This is a genomic window from Type-A symbiont of Plautia stali (assembly GCF_059731155.1).
On the sequence record NZ_AP035891.1, the window covers coordinates 1,033,447 to 1,056,311 of the forward strand.

General features: G+C 56.9%; 20 protein-coding genes and 9 pseudogenes. 9 read left to right on the forward strand and 20 right to left on the reverse strand.

Annotated elements, in window-relative coordinates; all coding sequences use genetic code 11:
• Positions 1-149: 149 nt before the first annotated feature.
• The 8 genes and pseudogenes from AC6I8M_RS05495 to rluE all read right to left on the reverse strand — a co-directional run bounded on the left by AC6I8M_RS05495 (position 150) and on the right by rluE (position 8,039).
• Positions 150-1,271: a ribosomal protein uL16 3-hydroxylase gene (locus AC6I8M_RS05495; protein WP_058948846.1), complete on the reverse strand. Its 1,122-nt coding sequence runs from the start codon at positions 1,269-1,271 to the stop codon at positions 150-152.
• Between the two features lie 57 nt (positions 1,272-1,328).
• Positions 1,329-2,789, reverse strand: coding sequence for a two-component system sensor histidine kinase PhoQ (gene phoQ, locus AC6I8M_RS05500; protein ID WP_010617223.1), 1,461 nt, complete (start codon positions 2,787-2,789; stop codon positions 1,329-1,331).
• Between the two features lie 3 nt (positions 2,790-2,792).
• On the reverse strand, positions 2,793-3,461 hold the full coding sequence (phoP, locus tag AC6I8M_RS05505; protein WP_010617222.1) for a two-component system response regulator PhoP: 669 nt from the start codon (positions 3,459-3,461) through the stop codon (positions 2,793-2,795).
• 174 nt (positions 3,462-3,635) lie between these two features.
• The gene (gene purB / locus AC6I8M_RS05510) at positions 3,636-5,006 is read right to left on the reverse strand and encodes an adenylosuccinate lyase (RefSeq protein WP_010617221.1); all 1,371 of its coding nucleotides are present in this window, start codon (positions 5,004-5,006) and stop codon (positions 3,636-3,638) included.
• Positions 5,007-5,050: 44 nt separating this feature from the next.
• Positions 5,051-5,693, reverse strand: a pseudogene (gene hflD, locus AC6I8M_RS05515) (high frequency lysogenization protein HflD).
• A gap of 34 nt (positions 5,694-5,727) precedes the next feature.
• Positions 5,728-6,840, reverse strand: a complete 1,113-nt coding sequence (gene mnmA, locus AC6I8M_RS05520; protein WP_498013696.1) for a tRNA 2-thiouridine(34) synthase MnmA — start codon at positions 6,838-6,840, stop codon at positions 5,728-5,730.
• Positions 6,841-6,905: 65 nt separating this feature from the next.
• Positions 6,906-7,356 (reverse strand): annotated as a pseudogene (locus AC6I8M_RS05525) (NUDIX domain-containing protein).
• A gap of 44 nt (positions 7,357-7,400) precedes the next feature.
• Complete coding sequence (gene rluE, locus AC6I8M_RS05530) at positions 7,401-8,039, reverse strand: 23S rRNA pseudouridine(2457) synthase RluE (protein ID WP_318285166.1); 639 nt, start codon at positions 8,037-8,039, stop codon at positions 7,401-7,403.
• Between the two features lie 136 nt (positions 8,040-8,175).
• On the opposite strand from rluE, the gene icd reads away from it, so the two are divergent.
• On the forward strand, positions 8,176-9,426 hold the full coding sequence (icd, locus tag AC6I8M_RS05535; protein ID WP_010617214.1) for an NADP-dependent isocitrate dehydrogenase: 1,251 nt from the start codon (positions 8,176-8,178) through the stop codon (positions 9,424-9,426).
• Between the two features lie 122 nt (positions 9,427-9,548).
• Here the strand turns inward: icd and AC6I8M_RS05540 are convergent.
• The 3 genes and pseudogenes from AC6I8M_RS05540 to AC6I8M_RS05550 all read right to left on the reverse strand — a co-directional run bounded on the left by AC6I8M_RS05540 (position 9,549) and on the right by AC6I8M_RS05550 (position 11,492).
• Positions 9,549-10,793: pseudogene (locus AC6I8M_RS05540) on the reverse strand (mechanosensitive ion channel family protein).
• Positions 10,794-10,877: 84 nt separating this feature from the next.
• A complete protein-coding gene (locus tag AC6I8M_RS05545; protein WP_022548759.1) occupies positions 10,878-11,270 on the reverse strand; it encodes a type II toxin-antitoxin system HicB family antitoxin in 393 nt (130 codons plus the stop codon).
• A 39-nt stretch (positions 11,271-11,309) separates the two neighbouring features.
• Positions 11,310-11,492: a type II toxin-antitoxin system HicA family toxin gene (locus tag AC6I8M_RS05550; RefSeq protein WP_010617212.1), complete on the reverse strand. Its 183-nt coding sequence runs from the start codon at positions 11,490-11,492 to the stop codon at positions 11,310-11,312.
• 268 nt (positions 11,493-11,760) lie between these two features.
• Here AC6I8M_RS05550 and AC6I8M_RS05555 point away from each other — a divergent pair, with 268 nt between their 5' ends.
• A complete protein-coding gene (locus AC6I8M_RS05555; protein ID WP_010617211.1) occupies positions 11,761-11,958 on the forward strand; it encodes a DUF6404 family protein in 198 nt (65 codons plus the stop codon).
• 100 nt (positions 11,959-12,058) lie between these two features.
• A complete protein-coding gene (locus AC6I8M_RS05560; protein ID WP_010617210.1) occupies positions 12,059-12,256 on the forward strand; it encodes a hypothetical protein in 198 nt (65 codons plus the stop codon).
• Positions 12,257-12,290: 34 nt separating this feature from the next.
• Here AC6I8M_RS05560 and AC6I8M_RS05565 read toward each other — a convergent pair whose 3' ends face one another.
• Complete coding sequence (locus AC6I8M_RS05565) at positions 12,291-12,539, reverse strand: DUF883 family protein (protein WP_010617209.1); 249 nt, start codon at positions 12,537-12,539, stop codon at positions 12,291-12,293.
• 180 nt (positions 12,540-12,719) lie between these two features.
• Here AC6I8M_RS05565 and AC6I8M_RS05570 point away from each other — a divergent pair, with 180 nt between their 5' ends.
• On the forward strand, positions 12,720-12,926 hold the full coding sequence (locus AC6I8M_RS05570; protein WP_010617208.1) for a DUF2767 family protein: 207 nt from the start codon (positions 12,720-12,722) through the stop codon (positions 12,924-12,926).
• 24 nt (positions 12,927-12,950) lie between these two features.
• Here AC6I8M_RS05570 and AC6I8M_RS05575 read toward each other — a convergent pair whose 3' ends face one another.
• Both AC6I8M_RS05575 and AC6I8M_RS05580 read right to left on the reverse strand, forming a co-directional pair.
• On the reverse strand, positions 12,951-13,499 hold the full coding sequence (locus AC6I8M_RS05575; protein WP_022548757.1) for a hypothetical protein: 549 nt from the start codon (positions 13,497-13,499) through the stop codon (positions 12,951-12,953).
• 61 nt (positions 13,500-13,560) lie between these two features.
• Positions 13,561-13,890: a hypothetical protein gene (locus AC6I8M_RS05580; protein ID WP_010617206.1), complete on the reverse strand. Its 330-nt coding sequence runs from the start codon at positions 13,888-13,890 to the stop codon at positions 13,561-13,563.
• A gap of 203 nt (positions 13,891-14,093) precedes the next feature.
• On the opposite strand from AC6I8M_RS05580, the gene AC6I8M_RS05585 reads away from it, so the two are divergent.
• Positions 14,094-14,273 carry a hypothetical protein gene (locus AC6I8M_RS05585; protein WP_041387268.1) on the forward strand — a complete coding sequence of 60 codons (180 nt, stop codon included), beginning with the start codon at positions 14,094-14,096 and terminating at the stop codon, positions 14,271-14,273.
• Positions 14,274-14,291: 18 nt separating this feature from the next.
• Here the strand turns inward: AC6I8M_RS05585 and AC6I8M_RS05590 are convergent, their stop codons facing one another.
• Positions 14,292-14,648, reverse strand: coding sequence for a DUF4186 domain-containing protein (locus tag AC6I8M_RS05590; protein WP_010617204.1), 357 nt, complete (start codon positions 14,646-14,648; stop codon positions 14,292-14,294).
• A gap of 218 nt (positions 14,649-14,866) precedes the next feature.
• Here AC6I8M_RS05590 and AC6I8M_RS05595 point away from each other — a divergent pair, with 218 nt between their 5' ends.
• A complete protein-coding gene (locus AC6I8M_RS05595) occupies positions 14,867-15,250 on the forward strand; it encodes a hypothetical protein (protein WP_010617203.1) in 384 nt (127 codons plus the stop codon).
• Between the two features lie 21 nt (positions 15,251-15,271).
• Positions 15,272-15,657 (forward strand): annotated as a pseudogene (locus AC6I8M_RS05600) (GNAT family N-acetyltransferase).
• On the opposite strand, the pseudogene AC6I8M_RS05605 reads toward AC6I8M_RS05600, so the two are convergent.
• Both AC6I8M_RS05605 and ldcA read right to left on the reverse strand, forming a co-directional pair.
• A pseudogene (locus tag AC6I8M_RS05605) lies at positions 15,658-16,322 on the reverse strand (MBL fold metallo-hydrolase).
• Between the two features lie 23 nt (positions 16,323-16,345).
• The gene (gene ldcA / locus AC6I8M_RS05610) at positions 16,346-17,269 is read right to left on the reverse strand and encodes a muramoyltetrapeptide carboxypeptidase (RefSeq protein ID WP_010617200.1); all 924 of its coding nucleotides are present in this window, start codon (positions 17,267-17,269) and stop codon (positions 16,346-16,348) included.
• Positions 17,270-17,432: 163 nt separating this feature from the next.
• Between ldcA and AC6I8M_RS05615 the strand changes: the two are divergent.
• A pseudogene (locus AC6I8M_RS05615) lies at positions 17,433-18,007 on the forward strand (transglycosylase SLT domain-containing protein).
• Positions 18,008-18,095: 88 nt separating this feature from the next.
• On the opposite strand, the pseudogene AC6I8M_RS05620 reads toward AC6I8M_RS05615, so the two are convergent.
• Both AC6I8M_RS05620 and AC6I8M_RS05625 read right to left on the reverse strand, forming a co-directional pair.
• Positions 18,096-19,223 (reverse strand): annotated as a pseudogene (locus AC6I8M_RS05620) (mechanosensitive ion channel family protein).
• A gap of 89 nt (positions 19,224-19,312) precedes the next feature.
• Positions 19,313-20,046, reverse strand: a pseudogene (locus tag AC6I8M_RS05625) (flagellar brake protein).
• A 184-nt stretch (positions 20,047-20,230) separates the two neighbouring features.
• On the opposite strand from AC6I8M_RS05625, the gene AC6I8M_RS05630 reads away from it, so the two are divergent.
• Complete coding sequence (locus AC6I8M_RS05630) at positions 20,231-20,479, forward strand: GlsB/YeaQ/YmgE family stress response membrane protein (protein ID WP_010617198.1); 249 nt, start codon at positions 20,231-20,233, stop codon at positions 20,477-20,479.
• 62 nt (positions 20,480-20,541) lie between these two features.
• Here AC6I8M_RS05630 and AC6I8M_RS05635 read toward each other — a convergent pair.
• A pseudogene (locus AC6I8M_RS05635) lies at positions 20,542-22,629 on the reverse strand (TonB-dependent siderophore receptor).
• Positions 22,630-22,865: the final 236 nt, after the last annotated feature.

The window sequence follows — 22,865 nt, forward strand, 5'->3', positions numbered from 1 at the left end:
TGTTTATTGCCTTAACTCCTGTTTGTGCGCCTCTTTTTTTACGCATCTTATTGCCTGCGCTTTACCGCAAGCGACACGCGGTTTTCTCCCTCTCCCGCGGGCGGGAGAGGGCCGGGGTGAGGGAAACCGGCGCAGAGGACCTGCCAGACTCAATCAGCAAAAAACCAGTACCCGCTGTTCACCAGTGCCGTCAGCTGAGCCAGCAGCGAAGGATCGTGCAGCGCATCGCCGAAATCTTCCAGCGTCAATACGTGCTTGTGTGCCAGCGCAGCCACTACCGACGGATGCGCGCACTCGACGCGTTCACCGTTGACGTACACCGCGTCGCCCAGCGTCAGCACGCGCAGGCCGCCAAGGCGCGTCAGCGCATCACCCTGCTGCAGCGCGTCATAGATCTCATCCGGCTGATACGGCGGTTCCGGCGGAGCCACATCCAGCTCGTGACGCGACTGGGAAATGAATTCGCCAAACCACTGGTTAAACTGCTCCGGCTGATTAATCACATCCAGCATCACCTTGCGGATCCCTTCTACTTCCGACGGCAGAATCTGCGACGGGCAATCGCGCGCCGGCACATCCGGATCGCTGAAGCGGTAGCTGCCCAGCTCATGCGCCAGCATGTAGTCCGCAAAGCCGCTAATCAGCTCGCGTCCGTTAGGTGCCCGGAAGCCGACTGAATAGTTGAGCGCGTTCTCCAGCGAATAGCCTTCATGCGGGAAACCCGGTGGAATATACAGAATGTCGCCCGGTTCCAGCTCTTCATCGATGATGGCGTCGAACGGTTCAACCTGCAGCAGGTCCGGATGCGGGCAGTGCTGTTTCATCGGCACTTTTTCGCCCACGCGCCAGCGACGGCGGCCAGTGCCCTGAATAATAAACACGTCGTATTGATCAAAGTGCGGGCCAACGCCGCCGCCCGGTGTAGCGAACAAGATCATCAGGTCGTCGATACGCCAGTCGGGCAGAAAGCGGAACGGGCGCATCAGCGCAGCAGAAGGTTCATGCCAGTGGTTCACCGCCTGTACCAGCAGCGACCAGTTGCTTTCACCCAAGTGATCGTAGCTTTCAAACGGACCATGGCTGACCTGCCACTTGCTGTTATTGTGGCTGACGAGGCGGCTGTCCACCTCGTTTTCCATTGCCAGACCGGCCAGCTCATCTGGAGAAATCGGATCGATGAAGTTTTTGAAACCCCGTTTCAGCACCACCGGGCGTTTTTGCCAGTAGCGCTGAATAAAGTCGGGCCAGTTGATGTCGAGCTGATAGTCCATGCGAGGATTCCGGTTAGGGCCATAATTGCTGCCAAGTATAACAGCCCGCGCCCGGTTCTACTCGCGGTGATGTTCAACTTCCTGCCGCTGAAAAATCACCTCCATGCGTGCGCCGCCGAGCGGACTGGTACTGGCGATCACCTGACCGGCATACTGCTCGAGAATATCACGCACTACCGCCAGTCCCAGCCCCTGACCGGGACGCAGCGTGTCGGCACGCTGGCCGCGCACAAAGATCAGATCGCGCTTGCTTTCGGGAATGCCGGGACCGTCGTCGTCAATGAACAGATGCAGCGCGTTTTCCGTCTGGCGCGCGCTGACCTCAATAAATTCGAGGCAGTATTTACAGGCGTTATCCAGCACGTTGCCCAGCACTTCCATAAAGTCATTTTGATCGCCGATAAAGGTCAGCTCCGGCGAAATATCCAGCGTGATTTCAACGCCCTTGCGCTGATACACCTTATTGAGCGCGGAACACAGGCTATCCAGCAGGGCCGAGACCGAATGTAGATCGCGCTGCAGCGGGTTGTGATCCGCCTCCATGCTGGCGCGATGCAGGTAGTAGCCAATCTGCTGCGAAATACGGCTGATCTGCTCGAGCATTACCGGCTCAGCCTGTTCGATGGTCAGCTCTTTGCCACCGCGCAGCGAGCGCAGCGTGCTTTGCAGCACCGCCAGCGGCGTTTTCAGGCTATGCGTCAGGTCCGATAGCGTGGTGCGATAGCGCGTGTAGCGCTGCCGTTCGTTGGTGAGCAAAAGATTGAGGTTGCGCACCAGACTGCGCAGCTCCTGCGGCGGGTTGTCGTCGAGATTTTCCCGGTGGCCTGTTTCCAGCTCGCGCACCTGCGAAGTCAGGTGGCCAATCGGACGCAGGCTCCAGTGTGCCGCCAGCCACAGCAGCGGAATTACCAGCAGCAGATTGGCTGCCAGCACATAGCTAAACCACGACCACACCACGTCTGAGTGCTGCAGCTCCTGCGGGATCGAGTCCACCACCACAATGGTCAGCGCCGGCAAATTGGTGGTCGCGTCGTAGCGGTTCACTGCCACCGAGTGGGTGAAGGTGTCATTGCTGTCACTGTCCAGCGCGTGCAGCCGCTGCTGTGCCTGCGGATTATTACCCATCGCCGCCATACTGGTGCGATTGCTGGTATCGATCTCGTAAAAGTCTGGCTTCATCAGCCAGTCGCGGCGAATGTTTTTGCGAATTTCCGGCATGTCGCGCTGCTGCCACAGCAGCTTACCGCGCTCGTCATAGATGAACACCAGCGTCGGGAAATTGAGCGTCATGCGTTCCGGCTGGGCGATGGTGAGCTTGTTGTCTTTCCACTGCGCGAGTGTGAAGAACAGATTGCTCTCGCCGCGCATCACGCGATAGGTATTTTTATCAAAGCTGACGACGTAGCCAATGACCGCCACCATGCCATACGACAGCGACAGAAACAGCACGATCGCCGCCGTCGCCAGCAGAAAACGCGCGCGTAAGGAGAAAGGGCGCTGATGGCGGAGCAGCTTCATAAATCAGAGATCAAAGCGGTATCCCTGGCCACGCACGGTGTTGATCACTTCGGTCGGGTGCAGCGCGAGAATTTTTTTGCGCAGCCGGCCCATCAGTACATCAATGGTGTGGCTTTCGCGCAGTTCCGCATCGGGATACAGCTGCAGCATCAGCGAGTCTTTGCTGACCACTTTACCGGCATTGCGGATCAGCGTTTCAACAATGGTGTACTCAAACGCGGTCAGCTTGACCGGCGCGTCGTTCACCGTAAGCTCGCGGCGCGACAGGTCGACCTGAAACGGCGGCATGGAGATAATTTGCGAGGCGTGTCCGCTGTTGCGGCGCATCAGCGCCTGTAAGCGGGCGGCGACCTCTTCAATATGGAACGGTTTGGTCACGTAGTCATCGGCACCGGCTTCCAGCGCTTCAACTTTCGCCTGCCAGCCTTCGCGCGCGGTCAGCACCAGAATCGGCTGACGAATGGCATCGCCACGCCAGCGGCGAATCAGCGACATGCCGTCTTCATCGGGCAGGCCGAGATCGACCAGCGCGATATCGGGAATGTGTTCCTGCAGGAAATAGTCGGCTTCTTTGGCGTCTTCGGCGGCATCCACCTGATGACCCATGTCACGTAACTGGACTGCGAGGTGATGGCGCAGCAGGGCATTATCTTCCACAACCAGAACACGCATAGAATTTCCTTACCTTCAACTCAGTTGATGATGGCGAAAAGTATACGCTACGCCAGCTAAACCGCAGATTAACACTCCGCTGTGATGCAATAGCAGGGGAACCTCAGCCACCACGTGACGTGCGTGACTGAGGTAACACAAACTTGCCATAGCCTGAGTTTTCAGAGCAAGGAATTACTTCAGGTCGTCAACCATCTGAATCGCGCGGCCGAGGTAGTTAGCGGGCGTCATCTGCTTCAGGCGCACTTTCTCTGCTTCCGGCAGCTCAAGGCTGTCGATAAACGCCTGCATACCGGCCGCGTCCACGCGCTTGCCGCGCGTCAGCTCTTTCAGCTTCTCGTACGGCTTTTCAATGCCGTAGCGACGCATCACGGTCTGGATCGGCTCAGCCAGTACTTCCCAGTTGTGATCCAGCTCGTCCAGCAGGCGATCGCGATTCACTTCCAGCTTGGAGATACCTTTTAGCGTGGCCTGATAGGCGATCAATGCATAGCCGACGCCGACGCCGAGGTTGCGCAGCACGGTAGAATCGGTCAGATCGCGCTGCCAGCGTGACACCGGCAGTTTGCTGGCCAGGTGCTGCATCACCACATTGGCCAGCCCCAGATTCCCTTCGGAGTTTTCGAAGTCGATAGGGTTAACCTTGTGCGGCATGGTTGAAGAGCCAATTTCGCCAGCAATGGTTTTCTGTTTGAAATGGTTCAGGGCGATGTAACCCCAGATGTCGCGGTCAAAATCAATCAGGATGGTATTGAAGCGCGCGATGCAGTCAAACAGCTCGGCGATGTAGTCATGCGGCTCGATCTGCGTGGTGTACGGGTTCCAGCTGATGCCCAGCGAGGTCACAAACTGCTCGCTCAGCTGATGCCAGTCCACTTCCGGATACGCGGCGATGTGCGCATTGTAGTTGCCCACCGCGCCGTTGATTTTGCCCAGCACTTCAACCTTGCTCAGCTGACGCAGCTGGCGTTCCATGCGGTAGGCCACGTTGGCCATCTCTTTGCCCATGGTGGACGGCGTAGCTGGCTGGCCGTGGGTGCGCGACAGCAGCGGAATGTTGCGATACTCCTGCGCCAGGCCCTTCACGGCGGTGATGATCTGGTTCCAGAACGGCACGATCACGTCGCGGCGTGCGGTTTCCAGCATCAGCGCGTGTGACAGGTTATTGATATCTTCGGAGGTGCAGGCGAAATGGATAAACTCAGACACCGCGTGCAGCGCCGGCACGTTTGCCACTTTCTCTTTCAGAAAGTACTCGACTGCTTTCACGTCATGGTTGGTGGTGTGCTCAATGGTTTTGATGCGCGACGCATCTTCTTCGCTGAAACCGGCGACAATCGCATCAAGGAAAGCGTTTGCGTCGGCATCAAATGCAGGAACTTCCTTGATCTCTGCGGTCGCGGCCAGTTTCTGTAACCAGCGAACTTCAACCTCAACGCGGAATTTCAGCAAACCGAACTCGCTGAAAATCGCACGCAGCGGGCTGACTTTATCGCCGTAACGACCATCGACAGGTGAGACGGCGGTCAGAGAGGATAATTCCATCAGTGCAACTCCTGAATCGTTAACAATATAGGGCAGGGCGGCGCTTAATACGCCGGACCCAGCCGGGATAAAAGGGTTTTCGCTTCGCGCAGCAGACGCTGGCGCGCAAACATCAGCTGCAGACGACCGCCGCCGACCTGCTGCCACAGCACCGCCGCGCGGATACCGGCCAGCAGCGCAGCTGCGAACTTTACTCTGCACCTGCGAATTCTGCAGCACCTGCGGTGAGCCGGTCACCTGAATGCGCGGGCCGAGCGGGCTGATCACATCGACGTAAATGCCTGCCATGGCGCTGGTGATGGTGTCTGATTCCAGTTCGTAATGCGCCAGCTGACGATCAAGCTGGCTGATGCGCTGCGCCAGCGTGTTTAGCGCGGTTTTGTTACCATGCAGTTTACGCTCCAGTATCATCAGGCTCAGGGTGTAACGCGTTAGGTCGGCGCTGGCGCCCTGCCAGCTGCCGCTGTTCAGCACCGCCATCAGCGCTTCCAGCCCGGGGCGCAGGTTGGCTTCATCATTGCCAAACACCGCTAGCGTTGAGCCTGGGTTCAAATCCAGCAGGCTGCGCAGCGACATCTGCAGCGCCGCGTTGTTGCAGTGCCCTTGGTGTGCCAGCTGCTGCACCAAATGGGCTGCCTGGCAAACGCCGGCCAGCGCCAGCGTTATCTCATAATAGTTTTTAGCCACGCTTCACTCCTGTAGACGCGTCGGCAGTGCCGACTCAGGCCCCTGCCAGCGGCAGGCGCTGTTCAATAATACCGCCACCAAGGCACACGTCACCGAGGTAAAATACCGCGGACTGACCCGGGGTGACGGCCGCGACCGGCTCATCGAAACGCACTTCAATGCGATCGTCGCCGTGCGGAATGATCTCGCAGGGAATGTCGCTCTGACGATAGCGGGTTTTCACCGTGCAGCGCAGCGCAGCGGTCACTGGCTGGCGATCGACCCAGTGCAGCTGCTGTGCTATCAGGCCCACCGACATCAGGCGCGGATGATCGCCGCCCTGTGCGACAATCAGCGTATTGCGCGCGACATCTTTGTCGACCACATACCACGGATCGTCACTGCTCTCTTTGCGTCCGCCGATGCCGAGCCCTTTACGCTGACCCAGGGTGTGATACATCAGCCCCTGGTGTTCACCGACCACTTCACCGTCAACGGTTTCGATGACGCCCGGCTGGGCCGGCAGGTAACGACCAAGGAAGTCGCGGAATTTACGCTCGCCGATAAAGCAAATACCAGTGGAGTCTTTTTTCTTCGCCGTAATCAGATCGAGCTGCTCGGCGATGCGGCGCACCTCAGGCTTCTCAAGTTTGCCGACCGGGAACAGGCTCTGTGCAATCTGCTGGTGGCTGAGCGTGTAGAGGAAATAGCTCTGATCTTTGTTGCCGTCGAGACCGCGCAGCAGCTGACTGGTGCCGTCGACATCGGCACGGCGCACATAGTGGCCGGTGGCAATGTAGTCTGCGCCGAGATCGTCTGCGGCGAATTCGAGAAACGCTTTGAACTTGATCTCTTTGTTACACAGAATATCCGGGTTTGGCGTGCGTCCGGCCTTGTACTCTTCCAGAAAGTGCTCGAACACGTTGTCCCAGTACTCAGCGGCGAAATTGATTTTGTGCAGCTTGATGCCGAGCTTGTCACACACGGCCTGTGCGTCAGCCAGATCGTCAGCGGCGGTGCAATACTCCTCACCATCGTCTTCCTCCCAGTTCTTCATGAACAGGCCTTCAACCTGATAGCCCTGCTGCTGCAGTAACCAAGCGGAAACGGAAGAATCGACGCCGCCGGACATCCCGACGATCACTTTTTTCTGGCTGTTGTCAAACATGACGCACTCTTGATTACGATAAAAACAGGCGGCGCATTCTATCACGCGGAAGCGTTGTGCGCACCCTAATGAAACGGCCACTGATAAGGGGCTATCAGCTGCAGCGGATAGCGGGCCCCCTTGCTGCTACAGCCGCACGCTTTCGGCCACCAGCGGCGAACGCAGCGTCTCTGCGCTGAGAATCTGCGCGGGCGACAGCCACCAGCAGCAGTCAATATCGCTGTCGTGTGGCGTGGTGGTCACGGTGGCAGGCAGATCGAGGCCAAACAGAAAACGCACAAAAGGTGTATGGTCCGGGGCGATCCACTGCTGCACGCCGAGAAAATAGTCGGGCTGAGCGCTGATGCCGGTCTCTTCGTACAGCTCACGTTGCGCTGCTTCCAGCAGCGTTTCATCGGCCTAAAGATGGCCGGCCGGCTGATTCCAGGTAACGCGGCCGTCGACGCGCTCTTCCACCACCAGTAATTTGCCCTGCGCGTGCACCATACAGGCGACGGTTACATGAGGTTTAAACATCGTTCCTCCAAAATAGTTAACCTGACGTTATCGAAATGTATAACTTACGTCTGGTCGCTGATGTCGCGCCATTCGCCCGGTGCCAAATCCTGCAGCTGGTAATCACCCATGGCAAAACGGATCAGGCGTAACGTTGGAAAGCCAATGTGCGCCGTCATCCTTCGGACCTGGCGATTGCGCCCTTCATACAGCGTGATTTTCAGCCAGCAGGTGGGGATGGCTTTGCGCTCGCGAATCGGCGGGGTGCGCGGCCACAGCCACGCGGGTTCGGGCACCACTTCTGCGCCCGCCGGCAGCGTCGGACCATCGTTGAGGGGGATGCCTCTGCGCAGGCGGGATAAATCTGATTCCTGCGGCACGCCTTCCACCTGAACGTAATAGATTTTGCCGGTGCGCTTGCCTGGCTGCGTCAGCTGCGCCTGCAGTGCGCCATCGTTGGTCAGAATCATCAACCCTTCGCTGTCGCGGTCGAGACGGCCTGCGGCATACACCTCGCTCACCGGCACAAAATCTTTCAGCGTGCGGCGGCCAGCCTCATCGCTGAACTGCGGCAGAACATCGAAAGGTTTGTTAAAGAGTATGACGCGACGCGGACCTTTTGACCGTGTGTCACGTCGCGCGGGCTGGCGCGCTGGGGCAGCAGGGCGCTTATGCTGGTGAATTCGTTGAGAAGTTTTTCGCATGGGCTTTGCAGTTGGTAACAATCGGCGCATTATGGCGCGAAACTGCGGTGATTGGCGTGGCGGAAATATTCAAGTAGAGTAGTATTGATGCGCATCTTACAAATCATTAACAAAAAATCGCTCGAAGGAGAGGTTAATGGAAAGCAAAGTAGTTGTTCCGGCGGAAGGTCAAAAAATCACCCTGGATCAGGGCAAACTGAATGTCCCGAATAACCCGATCATCCCCTACATTGAAGGTGACGGTATTGGGGTTGACGTTTCCCCGGTGATGCTGAAAGTGGTTGATGCCGCTGTGAAGAAAGCCTACAACGGCGAGCGAAAAATTTCCTGGATGGAAATTTACACCGGCGAAAAATCCGTCGAACTCTATGGCCAGGATGTCTGGCTGCCGCAGGAAACCCTCGATTTAATCAAAGAGTACCGCGTGGCCATTAAAGGCCCACTGACTACCCCGGTAGGTGGCGGTATTCGTTCCCTGAACGTGGCGCTGCGCCAGGAACTGGACCTGTACGTGTGTCTGCGTCCGGTACGTTACTACAAAGGCACGCCAAGCCCGGTTAAACGTCCTGAAGATACCGACATGGTGATCTTCCGCGAAAACTCCGAAGATATCTATGCTGGTATCGAGTGGAAAGCCGGTACGCCGGAAGCGGACAAAGTGATCAAATTCCTGCGTGAAGAGATGGGCGTGAAGAAAATTCGCTTCCCGCAGCAGTGTGGTATTGGCGTGAAGCCGTGTTCAGAAGAGGGCACGAAACGTTTGGTGCGTGCCGCGGTTGAATACACCATCACTAATGACCGTGATTCACTGACGCTGGTGCACAAAGGCAACATCATGAAGTTCACCGAAGGTTCTTTCAAAGACTGGGGCTACCAGCTGGTGAAAGAAGAGTTCGGCGGCGAGCTGATCGATGGCGGTCCGTGGATGAAGTTCAAAAACCCGAACACCGGTAAAGAGATCATCGTTAAAGATGTGATCGCCGACGCCTTCCTGCAGCAGATCCTGCTGCGTCCAGCCGAGTATGACGTTATCGCCTGTATGAACCTGAACGGTGACTACATTTCTGATGCCCTAGCGGCACAGGTAGGCGGCATTGGTATCGCACCGGGTGCGAACATCGGTGACGAGTGCGCACTGTTCGAAGCTACCCACGGTACTGCACCGAAGTATGCGGGCCAGGATAAAGTGAACCCAGGTTCCGTGATCCTGTCTGCGGAAATGATGCTGCGTCACCTGGAGTGGTTCGAAGCCGCAGACCTGATTGTTAAAGGCATGGAAGGCGCAATCGCTGCCAAAACCGTGACCTACGACTTTGAGCGTCTGATGGACGGCGCTAAGCTGCTGAAATGTTCAGAGTTTGGTGACGCGATCATCGCGAATATGTAATTTGCCCAGAGCAAATGCAATATGAAAGGGAGCCTCTGGGCTCCCTTTTTTTGTGCTGGCAGGGGGAAGGACTTCATGTCACCTCCGGTTTGCCATGCATGACGACCGTGCGATGAGTGGCTTTATTCCGCCGGAGGCTTCTGGCTATCGCGCGCCTGCGACAAACGCCAGAAATCATTGCCGGCCGGATGCTGGTAAATCCGCAGCGAAAACTGACCGACGATGGCGTAGATGAATTCAAATATCGCCGACTGGGAATTCTCGTAATCGACCCACAGCACCGAGGAGGTAAAGCAATAAACCTCTACCGGCAATCCCTCCGGTGAGGGTTTCATGGCGCGCACCACGATATACATATCTTTTTTAATATCGTCGCGCTGCGCCAGCCAGGCGGTGAGATAGTGACGGAACACCGTGAGGTTGGTAATGCCGTTTTCCGCAAACCAGCGGTCACCGACCACGCTGCTATCGCGGCCATCCATCAAGATTGAAAGCTGCTCACTGACGCCGCGAATCTGGCTCATCTGCTGCACCATTTGCTGATCGAGAAAGCGAATGGAGGTCTGGTCGAGGTGAAAGCTGCGCATGATGCGACGCGCGCCGGAGGAGAACATCGCCTGCCAGTTGGTGTAGGTTTCGGTCAGGAAATTTTTGGTCGGGATCCGCGACAGCGTATTGTCCCAGTTGCGGATGGTAATGGTATGCAGAGCGATATCAATCACTTCACCACTGATGCCGTTATCCGGCATTTCAATCCAGTCGCCAAGCTGCAGCACATCGTTCGATTACACCTGAATATTGGTCACCAGCGACAGCAGGCTGTGCTGAAACACTAACATCAATACCGCCGCGACCGCCCCCAGACTGGAGATAATGATCACCGGCGATTTGTTCGACATGATAGCCAGAATCATAATGGCGGAAATGATGTGCACCAAGATCTTACCGATCTGGATATAGCCTTTTATCGAGTGGTTCTTACGCTTCGACTTACGCGAATAGGAGTTATTAACGATCTCCAGCACTTCGTTAAAGAACAGCGACAGATAAACAAAAAACAGAATGCCGCAAATGGTTTTCACCGCGATCAGCAGATGCTCGGGCAGGTCCGGCATAAACTGCAGCAGGTAATAGACGGTGATCACCGGAATAAAATTCGACAGCTTTTCTGAGAGCTGGACGTCTTTATCCAGCGGCACCTGGTTTTTATGCGTGCTAAAGAACACGCGGCGCACCACTTTTACTACGAAGAACTTGCAGATCAGATGGGTGACTATGCCGGCAACCAGTAACAGCAGCAGGCTGAAGGTGGCGGAGAGCACCGTGTTGCCTTCAATAAACGTTTGTATGTCGCGTAAGTAATTCATTTTAACCACATGCCGGCCGGTTGAGGCGGGAATTCAAACATAAAGCGGCCACGGACGATAAGCGACGCGTGCGCAATAGTATTACTAAGAGACCAGCGCTTTGCGCGCCGCCTCGGCAAGAAAATGGCTGCGGCTGCTGTAGCGCGCATTATTACTGACCATCTTATCGATCTTCTCAATCAGCAGATGCGGCATAGTGATGTTGATGCGCTCGGATTTGCCCAGATAGCGGGTGACGTCAATATCAACGTAGATCCACACGCCGGGCTGGCTAAATTCCTGCTGCCAGTGCTGCGCCGGCTCCGGAATCAATAAGCCTTTCTCCGCCATCAGTTCAAAGTGGGCATGCAGCGCAGATTGCGCATCCTGCAGCGTTTGCTCGGGCGTATCACCGGCAAAATAACAACCAGTGACATCCGGGAAATAACCACTGGCCGAGCCGTCAGCGTCAATCTCTACCAAAGCGGGAAACAGCATAATGTCACCTCTGAGCAAGCGGAATAAAACCAGCATGGATCAATCCAGCCTAGCGTCTTTCAGAATCTGCATCAGCGTGCCTTTCTTCATATCCTTTTGCGGATGCGGCACGGTGATCAGATGAGCAAAATCCGGGTGCGAAAACTGATGATGACTGCCGCGTATGCGCTCCAGCTTCCAGCCATTTTTTTGCAGCAGTTTAATCAGCGTCGCGCTCTTCATCGGACTTCCTGTCGGTGAAATTATACACACAATACACACTGATGCAAGGCGGTCTCTGCCATCACATCGGCTGGTCATGGCCAAACTAACCGGGACGGCCGTGACAGGCACTCGTTGATGCCGCATTCTGCGTGCTGTTTTCCACGTCTTTTTCCCGCCGCGATAGCGGTTTGCGTAAGACTTTGAAACAGTTAACATCTTGGCATCGGCGCGCGTGCCATTTGCTAGCTGAACCGCTATCTTCAGCCTTCATCAATCCGGAGGTGCTATGCAAGGTGTGATCAAGTTTGTAAAAGGCTGGCTGATTTTTTCCCTGCTGTGGGGCATTTTCATGTGGTTTGTTTCCTGGCAGGCACAGGGCAAAACGCTGGGCATGATGATTGTCATGAGCCTGTATGCCGGTTTGATTTATCAGGCATTAATGACCATGGTGGCGCGTTACAAAGCGCGGCGCGCACAGGCCTGATTATTCACAACTGCCGACATAGCTTTGCGTCGCGCTGACGCTAATTTGCATGACATCCGGCAAGCTGAGCGCTCACTAATCAGCGTGTAAGGCGGGCAGGATGGGAAGAACGTTACTGACGGGATGGTTTTTATTGCTGCTATCACTGGCGGCCAGTGCACAATTACCGGTGGGGCCTGTGGTGATGGCGGGGCAGCATGGGCGCCACCTGGCCGGGCACAGCAGTACGGCAGATGTCGCCGAGACGCCGGATGAACATATTCAGGAACGACGGGACGGCATGCCGCAGCGGTATTGAGTATCGGGGCCGTATGGGCCCCGATCGCCGGGGATTATCTACGGCCCAGCAGGAAACCGACAATCACGCCGATGCTGGCGGCAACGGCCAGTCCGGTCGCCGGGTTGTCGCGTACCGATCTCACCACGCAGTCTGCTGCATCCTGCACTGCATAACTGGCCTGCGCCGGATAGCGTCGCGCGGCACCGCGTGCCTGATAGCGGCGTGAACCGGTGAACTCGCCAAATTTTTCCTGTACGGCACCCGCCGCTTCATTCAATTTTGCTTCCGCTTTATCGGTCATATTGACTCCCTGAGAGTGGTGAATGTCTCTTTCAGCGTAGACAGAGAAGTGCAGACCGGCAACCTGGTGGCTTTTCAGGATGTAACAGTGGTTTGCAGGAATCGGCATCGCTGTCCTTACTTGGTAAGGACTACGGTAAGCTGCGCGAACCTCACGCAGCGCTCACTGAACGGAGGAGAAATGAAATGCGATATCCTGAATGAAGACGATTACGATGAAGTTTGCCGGGTGATTGGCGATGCGGTGATTGTCCTTTCCGAGTGCGATCATGAAACCAAACGGGAAGAAATTGCCCGTTTGCTGCAGCGTACGCGCCACGATCGCGCCCAGGACGAACGCGATGAACAGCGTATGCTCGAGCACGCGATTCGTCTGGTACAGCCGTAAGCGCAGGGCGTCACGCGGACGCCCTCACTGCTGGCCGCGATACGCCGGGTACCAGCTCACCAGGAAGTGACGCAGATGATCAAAACACCATTCGGCATCTTCCGCCTGCTGGCAGTAATAGCGAATGGTGACCTTCTCATAGCGGCGATGGCGCTGCTGCAGCGGCGACCACCTCCAGTCCAGCACCGCGCGCGCATAGTTGACCAGCGCGTCGCGCGGCATGCTGTGCTGCTGCTCCTGGCGGCGCAGATACATCTCAAAGACCTGATCGAGGCTCTGTGTCTCTTCGCTGCTACAGGCCAGCGTGGGGCGGAACGCCACATCGAGAAAGCCGCACACGCCGTCTGCGCGCTGCTGCCAGTCACAGGCCAGCGTCATAAACAGGCCATCCTGCAGATTGACCTCTTCCAGCAGACGACGCAAATTTTCAGAATGTTTACCGGCGGCGATCTCATCAATGCGATCGGTTTCCAGCGTCAGGTCAAAACCGCACGGGTTGACAGAGCCATCCGCGTCTCGGGTGGCCGGAAAGGGGAAATCGATATAACCGTTATTGTCCAGACTCTTTTCCATAATGCAGGTCCGCAGCATGACAAACGCTGACAATAAACCATCTGCGCGCGCCACGCACGGCTTATGGACACGTCCAGGTAATCATGGTGTTACGCGCCGGGTTGATCAGGCGGAACTGCTTGTCGCTGAGCCGCTGTGCATAAAAGCCTTCCGGCGTCACGGCAGAAGGGACATAGCGGAAACGGTCGGTGGAGTGCAGTGCGCCGCTGCTCAGCGTTACGCCATCGCGCGCCACCGAAAACGAATTCACCAAATCGAAAATGCGCCCTTCGGTGTGGCCCAGCGACTGACCATAGAGCGTTGCGACCTCGCCGGGGCAATCGACGCCTTTCGGCGTGTAGCTGCAGCCAGCCAGCAGGATAAGTGTGAGTAGAAAACTGAGTCTTAACATGGTCCTGTTCCTGGTGCATTCCCTGATTTATGCTGGCCTGACGATGCGCGCCACTGATTCGATCATAGCATGTCTGACGCCACTGCCCATTTGCCATTTGTTTAATCGTTAAGCGGTAAGCATGTAAAGGGGTGACTTTGCTAGCAGATAAACGTTATTCTTGCCAGCGTTGCGCACCAGGTAAGCAAAACAAGGGTAAATCCATGAGAGAAGAAGAAGCTAGTTTAATGATTCTTCAGCACGCGATTGATAAGTTAGACGCCGACAAAAAACAGCAGGTGATAAACTGCGTGACGGCGATTCATGAAGTTATGCAGCGTTTCGATCCAGACGATGCCGGACTGGCGCTGATGCTGGTGGCCGCGCAGGTCGCGGCAGAGTAGTCCCATCCCATCCCGGTCTTAACCATTTATTTCACCCACCAGCCAGCGGTGAATCACCCGCACCATATATTGCTGCTGCTCTGCCGTTAACGGCTGATGCGCAGCAATGCCATGCCATTTTGCCAGACAGCCGCGACAGCAGGTTGCCGTGGCGTGCTGGGCGATAAATACCGGATGGCCGCGCATTGGCGTCTGTTTGCCATCATTCTTTGGTTCGGCTGCGGCCAGTCTTTGCTGAATAAAATCGGCCGCGTGTTGGTCGATCACCGCCGGGCCTTTCTCAATACAGTACTGTCGCTCTTTCGCCCCTAAATGGAAGCGGCGGCGAAACGGCGATTGCGCCAGCCGCGCGAATAATGCCTGTTCGTCTCGCATAACATCCTCCTGACGCGATCTTAGCGCATTTTACTTAACTCGTTACAACGATATCCCGATCGCATAAAAACCTAAAAAATCAGTAAGTTGGATGCTTTCTTCCTGCCCGCAGTGGCTGACCTGCGGTCGCAGATTACCGCACCGGCGGCGGTTGTATGTTACCCTCTGGCCAATTAAATTCCTGTAAAATCATGATCTAACCTCAGTGGAGACCCCCCATGAAGGCGATAACCCTTGCCGCGCTCCTGATGGTCTGCCAGATTGCCCCCGCGTGGAGCGAAAGCGAATTCCAGATTACCTGCCCGGGCCGCCCCACCATGACGGTATCGCGTGCTGCCTACGGGCTCAGCACGCTGATGTGGCCAACCCGGCATTTCCAGATTGCCGCCGGGCAGCAGTGCACGCGTCTGCAGGACGGCGATAAGGTCGCCATTACCCGTTTCCGCAATGGCGATCAGATGATCGTGAATAAAAACAGCGGCGAAACCTTTTTCGTCTACGCCGACAGCAATAAGCTGTTGCCCTGCAACCGCACGGAAAAACGCGATGCCGATATTCTGTCGCTGGAGCGCTACGACGACCGCCAGCACCCCTCTTCATAATACCGCCACAAGGAGCAGACCATGCAATTAAGCGTTACGGATAGCGTCACTCATCAGGATCTGGATGAAATGCGCCTCGGCCTGAACGCCTTCAACAGCCGCTTTATTGACATCAATGAGATGAAAGCCATCGGTGTGTTCATTAAAGACGGCGCCGGGAAAAAGCTGGCGGGACTGACGGGCTCAACCTATGGCAACTGGTTACGCATTGATATGCTGTGGGTCAGCGATGGGTTACGCGGGCAGGGCGCCGGCAGCCAGCTGATTCAGGCTGCCGTTACGCGCAGGTGGATACCGCCAGCTTTTAGGCGCGGCCGTTTTATAAAAAGCTTGGCTATACGCTACGTTTTAGCCTTGATCACTATCCGCGCGAACATCAGCGTCACTATCTGAGCAAGACGCTGTAATCACAGCAGTGGCTGCTGGCGCAGATCCAGCGGCGACTGTTCCGCTTCATCAATCGCGGCCAGCCAGCTCTGTAAATCGACCTTCGCCCAAGAGAGATGTCCACGCGTGGTGTGCTCATCAGCACCACATCCGGACGCAGCGAGCGGTACAGCTCCAGCGACTGCTGCAGCTCCGCAGGATTACTGTCCGGCACCAGCACGCTAATCCAGCGATGGTAATCCCGCGTCAGGGTGTCGCCGACAAACAGGTAGGTCTGGCCGAGCGGTGAGTGATACAGGTAGCTGCAGCTGCCCGGCGTGTGGCCCGGCGTGGGCAGCAGGTGAAAGTCGCCAAAGTGCACGTCCTGATGCGTGAAGGTTTCGTCTGGCTCAATCACCAGGCTCACCGGGCCGAGCGAGCGGCTGTGGCAATACAGCGCACTATTGAAGCGCTGCTGAATGGCCCGCGCACCCGGCGCGGCTTCGTGCCAGTGGGTAAAATAGTGGCGAATCACGCCGCCCGCGTCCGCGAGCACTTCATGATCAAGCAACTGCTCAACGCGGCCAATCAACAGGTTGCCGCGCGGATGGCGCAGCATAAACCCGTGCATCATTAAATCATTTGCCGTCTCTTCGGCGGGAAATTCCGGCGTGGAGATCCACAAGTCTTCGTACAGCGGCTTCAATAGCGGTCTCCTGCGGCAACACTTCAGCGCAACGTCGGATGGCCGGTAAAGGCTAACCGCGCGGCGCCCTGGTCAATCTCAAGCGTGGCGCTGGCGCCGAGCGGCAGCGTCACGGTATCGGCATCATGGCCAAACGGCAGATCGCTGATTACCGCAATCTGGTACTCGTCACGCAACCGCCGCCACACCGTGGCGAAATCAAAGCCGTTGTCGTAATCGGACAGGGCGGTGCTGGTGAAGCTGCCGGTTACAATGGCTCGCTGGCGCGCCAGAATACCGCTCTGCTGCAGCTGAATCAGCATACGCTCAATGCGGAACGGATGCTCATTCACATCCTCGATCACCAGAATGCTGTCTTCAATCTGCGGCAGCCACGGCGTGCCAATCAGGGAGCAGATCATCGCCAGATTGCCGCCCCACAGCGTGCCCTGCCAGCGGCCGCGATCCGGACTGGCGCTGTGCCACGCCAGATTGACTGTAGGAGATGTTAGCGCCTGCCAAAAGTGGGTGACGGTAAATTCAGATAAAGCCTCCGCGCCAAAATTGCCGGCCAGCATCGGTCCGCTGAAGGTGATCAGCCCGGTTTGCGCCAGCAGCGCCAGCTGAATAGCGGTGAAATCACTGTGGCCGCACAGCGCGACAGGCTGATTAAGCAGGCGACGCTGCAGCGCCACATAGTCGAGGTGATCGAGCAGGCGTGAGGCACCATAGCCGCCGCGCACCGCCAGTACGATATCCGGCAGGGACGCCAGCGACGCCAGTGCATTCACATCCTGCAGGCGCTGCGTGTCATCGCCGGCAAAACGCTGCCAGCGGCGCGTAATGGCTTCAGGGTTTTGCAGTTGATGTCCCTCCGCCTGCAGGCGCTGTACCGCGCGCCGGACGGCGTCCTGATTGTGGCAATAACCGGAAGGGGCGATGAGGCGTATTGAACGAGGGGCGAGCATAACTTCCATCCTGCTGTCTGTTGGCCTGCCGATGATGACGAAATGCGTTACCGAAGTCACGGTAGCACAAGGTTTTTTACGTATTTAGGATAAACGGTAATTTTACCTTTTACCGTCATGGTTATGATAGCTTGCGCCAATCTTATAGCGGAACCGAAAATCAATGAAAATTCGCCTGTTTATGTTGTCTGCTTTGCTGCTGGCTGTGCCAGCGAGCCGGAAAAACCGGTGACGCCGGAGAAGAATACGCCATTAACCTAGGCGCCGCCGTCGAAAGTGAATGATGCATGGTCACTGTTTACCGAAGATGCCGCCAGTCATTATGGCGTTGATGAGAAGCTGATCAGCGCTATTATTAGTGTCGAATCCGGGGGCAACCCAACCGTGGTAAGCCGTTCTAACGCGGTCGGGCTGATGCAGATCAAAGCTGCCACCGCCGGGCGTGAGGTGTATCGCGCACAGGGACGCCACGGCCAGCCGAGTAACTCCGAACTGCGCGACCCGGCGAAAAATATTGATATCGGCGCGGCCTACATCCGGATTCTGCAGGATTCCGCGCTGGCGGGCATTCGCGATCCGCTGACGCTGCGCTATGCCACCATTGTTTCCTATGCCAACGGCGCCGGTGCGCTGCTGCGCACCTTCTCGCGCGACCGCGATCGCGCCATTGCAATGATCAACGCCATGACGCCGGATGAGTTCTACCAGCACGTGCAGAACAAGCATCCGGCCGCCTAGGCGCCGCGCTACCTGTGGAAAGTCACCACCGCCTATCGCAACCATCGGCTAAGGCAACGGACGGTGCGAGCCGCCCGGGCTGCTGTGCTCAGCGCTGGGCGCTCTGCGCCGCAGCCTCATTCGAGGCATCGCTGAGATTAATGCGCGGCAGCACGCCGCCAGTGAACTCCACGCGGCGCATCGGGAAGGCGAAACGAATCTGTTTCTGCTCCAGCTGCGCCATCAGTTGAAGGTTAATCTCCTGCTGAATGTCCATGTATTTGTTGTAATCGGCGCTCAGCACGAAATAGACCACTTCAAACGTCAGCTGCGATTCGTCAAACGACAGAAAATGGGCGCGATCGAAACGCGTGTCCGGCACGCTTTCAATGATGCGTTGCACCATGCCGCCAATCTGCCGCACTTTCTCCGCCGGCGTGCCGTAATTAATCCCGAACTTAAACACGATGCGCCGCTGCTGCATACGTTTGTAATTGTGGATGGTTTGCTGCAGCAAAATAGTGTTGGAGCAGACAATCTGTTCGCCGCCGAGACTGCGCAGCCGGGTGGTTTTCAGGCCAATGTGCTCAATTGAGCCAGCGATGTCGCCGAACACAATAAAGTCGCCGTGCTCAAAGGGCTTATCGAAGCCAATCGCCAGCGAAGCGAACACATCGCTCAGCACCGTCTGAATCGCCAGCGCGATGGCGATACCGCCGACGCCGAGGCTGGCCACCAGCGCGGTGATATTGATCCCCATATTGGAGAGGATCGCCAGCAGCATCATTACCCACACCACGACACGCAGCAGAATACCGAGGATCACTGTGGTGACCGGATTGCGCACGTGCAGCGGATCGTGCAGCAACGAGTGCAGTCACAGGCGAATGCCGCCGTCGATCCACAGCGTGAGCTGCAGAATCAGCGCCAGGAACCAGCCGTGGGCGATGGCGACGCTCCAGCTTTCCGGCAGATCGACAAATTTCAGCGTGATCAGCAGCGAGAAAATCAGCAGCAGCAGTTGACTGGTGCTGCGCAGAATTTCCACCACAATGCCGGTGAAGCGCACGTGGCGCTGTTCGCTGTAGTGGGCGATACGGTTAGAGACAAAGCGGATGACGGTGCGCAGCAGCCAGTAAACAATCAGCGTGCCAAACACGATGATGGCGCTATTAATCCAGAAGTTTTGATTGAGAAAGATAAGTTGTAAACGATGGGCAGAAAGCCAGTTTTCCATTGGGGAGAATCTCCTTGCTGGGAGCCGGTGAAAAGAACGTGCAAGGAGAAAGCATCGACTACGCTGGCGCCGCGCGGGACGCCGGCGAATTACTGGAAGCGATTGGCTTTGTCGCGCGCCAGCCGTTCCAGCGCAAAAATGACCTGCTGCAGCTGACGCTCCTGCACCGGTTCGATGGCGGTAAAACGGAAGCTGAGCCGCGGCGTGATGCGGGTTTCGTTCTTGCTGGTCACGGTGCTGCGCTTGCCGATGTGCAGCAGTTGTGCGGTCACTTCGAACTGGCCATATTCGCCCAGCTCAACGCGCAGCTTTTTGAAGGTATCGCCACGGTAAGACCTTCCGGCAGCGCCTCATCCAGCAGCACGCCGACGCCGCCGAGCGACAGATCCTGCAGGCGAAAGCGCGCTGTGCTGCCGTCCGGCCACTGGCTGTGGCAGTAAAATACCGGTTCGAGCGGCGCGTTGACGCGAAAGAATTCCCGGCGCTGAATCTGCCACACCAGGTCGGGCAGCGCGGCAGCAAAGGCGGGCAGGCCGTCATAATCGATGCGGGTTAATCCCTGCAGCCCAAACTCCACTTTGGCACCGTGGGTTTCGGCTGCAATATTCACTTCACCGCCCTGCAATGCCAAATCATTGTCCAGCGCGTTGCTGCCGAGATCAAAAATCACCCGATCCTCATCCGCGGCCAGCAGCCGGCTGATGAACTGACCACGGGAGAAATTGACCATCAGCAGGGTTTGATAACGCAACAAATCCTTCATCACGTTCAGAACCGCTAGCGTACCGCGCTTGAGATATTGTTCTTTATCGGCGTCTTTCACGTCCTGCTCCACCTGTCCGATTGCTATTTTACGAGTGCCACTGCTCTTCGTCGGTTATCGACCGGGGCGGTAAAAGCTTTAGCCGGCGTGAACGAATTCATCATGATGTTGATGTAGTAGAGAAAAAATTCCCGGCTATACTTAGCGCGATGAACACCTTGATTCATAACGTAAGGAGCAGCAAATGGGTATTCTTTCATGGATTATTTTTGGTCTGATTGCCGGGATTATCGCTAAATGGATCATGCTAGGTAAAGATGGCGGCGGATTTATTTTGACCGTGGTACTCGGGATTGTCGGTGCGGTGGTGGGCGGCTGGATCAGTACCCTGTTCGGCTTTGGCCGGGTTGACGGCTTCAACTTTGGCAGCTTTGTGGTCGCGGTGATCGGTGCCATTGTGGTGCTGTGGATCTACCGTAAAGTCCGTAGCTGACGCTACCTCGCGATTCAATAAGATCCGCAGTCCCGTCCGGGGCTGCGGATTTTTTTATGCCGTCAGAAATCGTAGCCGACGGTGGCGGTCAGCGTCCGCTCCGCGCCGCGATAGCAGTAACCGGTGCCGTAGCAGGCTGCCAGATACTTTTTATCCGTCAGATTGCGGGCATTCAGCTGCAGCCAGGCACCTTTCAGATTCGACTGCCACGCGCCCAGATCGGCGCGCAGCGAGGCGTCAAACAGTGTCACCGACGGCAAACGGGTGGTGTTTTCGTTATCGGCCCACTGCCGGCCAATGTAGCGCACCCCGGCACCCGCGCTCAGGCCGTAATCAAACTGATAATGCCCCAACAGCGACGCCATGCTATTTGGCGTGATGTAAGGCGTATGGCCATCGTTGCCGTCCACGGAATCCTTAAAGCGCAGATGGTTAAGTGTATAACCGGCGACGGTGCTGAACCGTTCGGTCAGCTGGCTGCGCGCCTCCAGTTCAATGCCCTGCGCATGCACTTTGCCGGACGGCGTGTAGGTGCCGTCCTGCACGTTACGGTTGGCCACATCGGATCGTACAGGGCCACGCTGTAGAGATCGCGCGTGCCGTTCGGCTGGTATTTCACCCCGGCTTCATACTGTTCCGAAGTGGTCGGTTTCAGCTGATTCCCGTCGGGATCGGTCAGCGAAGCCGGGGTAATCGCCTGGCTCCAGCTGACGTACGGCGACACGCCGTTATCAAAGGCGTACAGCAGCGCGGCGCGGCCGCTGACGTGATCGTCCTGACGACGACGGTTGCCATTCTCTGACACGATGCGGTCATAGCGACCAGACAGATCCAGATGCCAGCGCTGTCACGCCATCTCATCCTGCAGATAGAGGCCGCTCTGATAGTAGCGGCGCGTCTGCGCTGTCCAGAGGTAATCCGGCTGGCTGCCGATGGCCTCGCTGCTCTAGGCATTCAGCGGTGAGGCCGCGCCGCTGGCGTTGCTCAGATCATTTTTGTAGCGGTGATACTCCGCGCCGAGCGTGACGCGATGCTGCAGCGCACCGCTGGCAAACTCCGCCTGCAGCTGGTTATCAGTCGCCCATGCGCTGAGCGAAGAGCGCTCACCGGAGTAGTAGCGATTGAGCAGGTCCGGATTGTCGCTGTTCCAGCCAATCTGGTACACTTGGTCGAGCGCCACGTTGGAATGGCTGTAGCTGCCGGTGCTGTGCACCGACCATACCTCATCAAAGCGGTGCGAAAAGTCGTAGCCGTAAATCTGCTCATGACGTTTGAACTGATCCAGCGCGCTGTCGCCCTCATAGAAGCCGTCGCTCAGCCAGCGGCCATTGTGGCTGTAGAGTGTGCCTTCCGCCGGCACCGAGCCGTGATAGCCGCCTGAGGGATCTTTTTGCAGATAAGCACGCAGCAGCAGGCTGGTGTCTTCATCCGGCTGCCACAGCAGCTGAGGTGACAGCGCGTATTTCTCTTCACGCGTGTGGTCGTACTGGGTATTGCTGTTGCGCGTGATGCCGGTCAGGCGGTACGCCCATTGATCGTTAATCGCGTCGGTGTAATCAAAGGCGGTGCTGTTACTGGCATTGCTGCCGATAGCGAAGCGTAAATGGCCCTGTGAAGCAAACTGCGGCCGCTTCGTGACCATGTTCAACAGCCCGCCCTGCACCGTCTGACCATAAAGGGCAGAAGAGGGGCCTTTAATTACGTCGATGCGGTCAAGGAACCAGTTATCCACCTGCAGGATGTTGAAGCTGCCGCCGTCGCTCATCACGCGCAGACCGTCAAGGAAGGTGTTGTCGACGTCACCGCCGTGGAAACCGCGCAGCGAGATGGTGTCGTAACGCGTGGCCGCGCCACCAAAGTTGGTGAAAACCCCCGGGGTATAGCCCAGCGCCTGGTTCAGATCCTGCGCGCCCTGATCTTCAATCTGCTGACGCGTCACCACGGAAATGGACTGCGGCGTGGTGACGAGTGGACGAGCGCTTTTCGTGGCGCCGCTATGGGTGGCGAGATAGCCCGCCGTGGGCGAGGTGGCGCTCTTCTGCGGCTGTGCGGTGACCACCAGAGAGGGTTCGGCAACGCCGAGTGCCGGAAACGCCAGCGCCAGCGCGCAGAAGCAGCCGGCCACGGTTGAGGGGGAACAGCGCGGTCATAATGATTCCTTTGGCTGAGAACAAAAGCCGCACCACACCAGCGCGGCGGTTTATGGTGAGAAAAAGAGTCATTTTAATATTGAGAATTATTATCTTTTAATTAAGGGGTGTTTCAAGATGTAAAAGATAAGTAATGGAAAAGTGTGATACGCAGGGGTGATGCCGAAGCGCCGGGCGTGGTCATCGCCTGGCTGTGGCATCGGGCTTGAGAAGCAGGTGCGCACGGCGGCGCACCT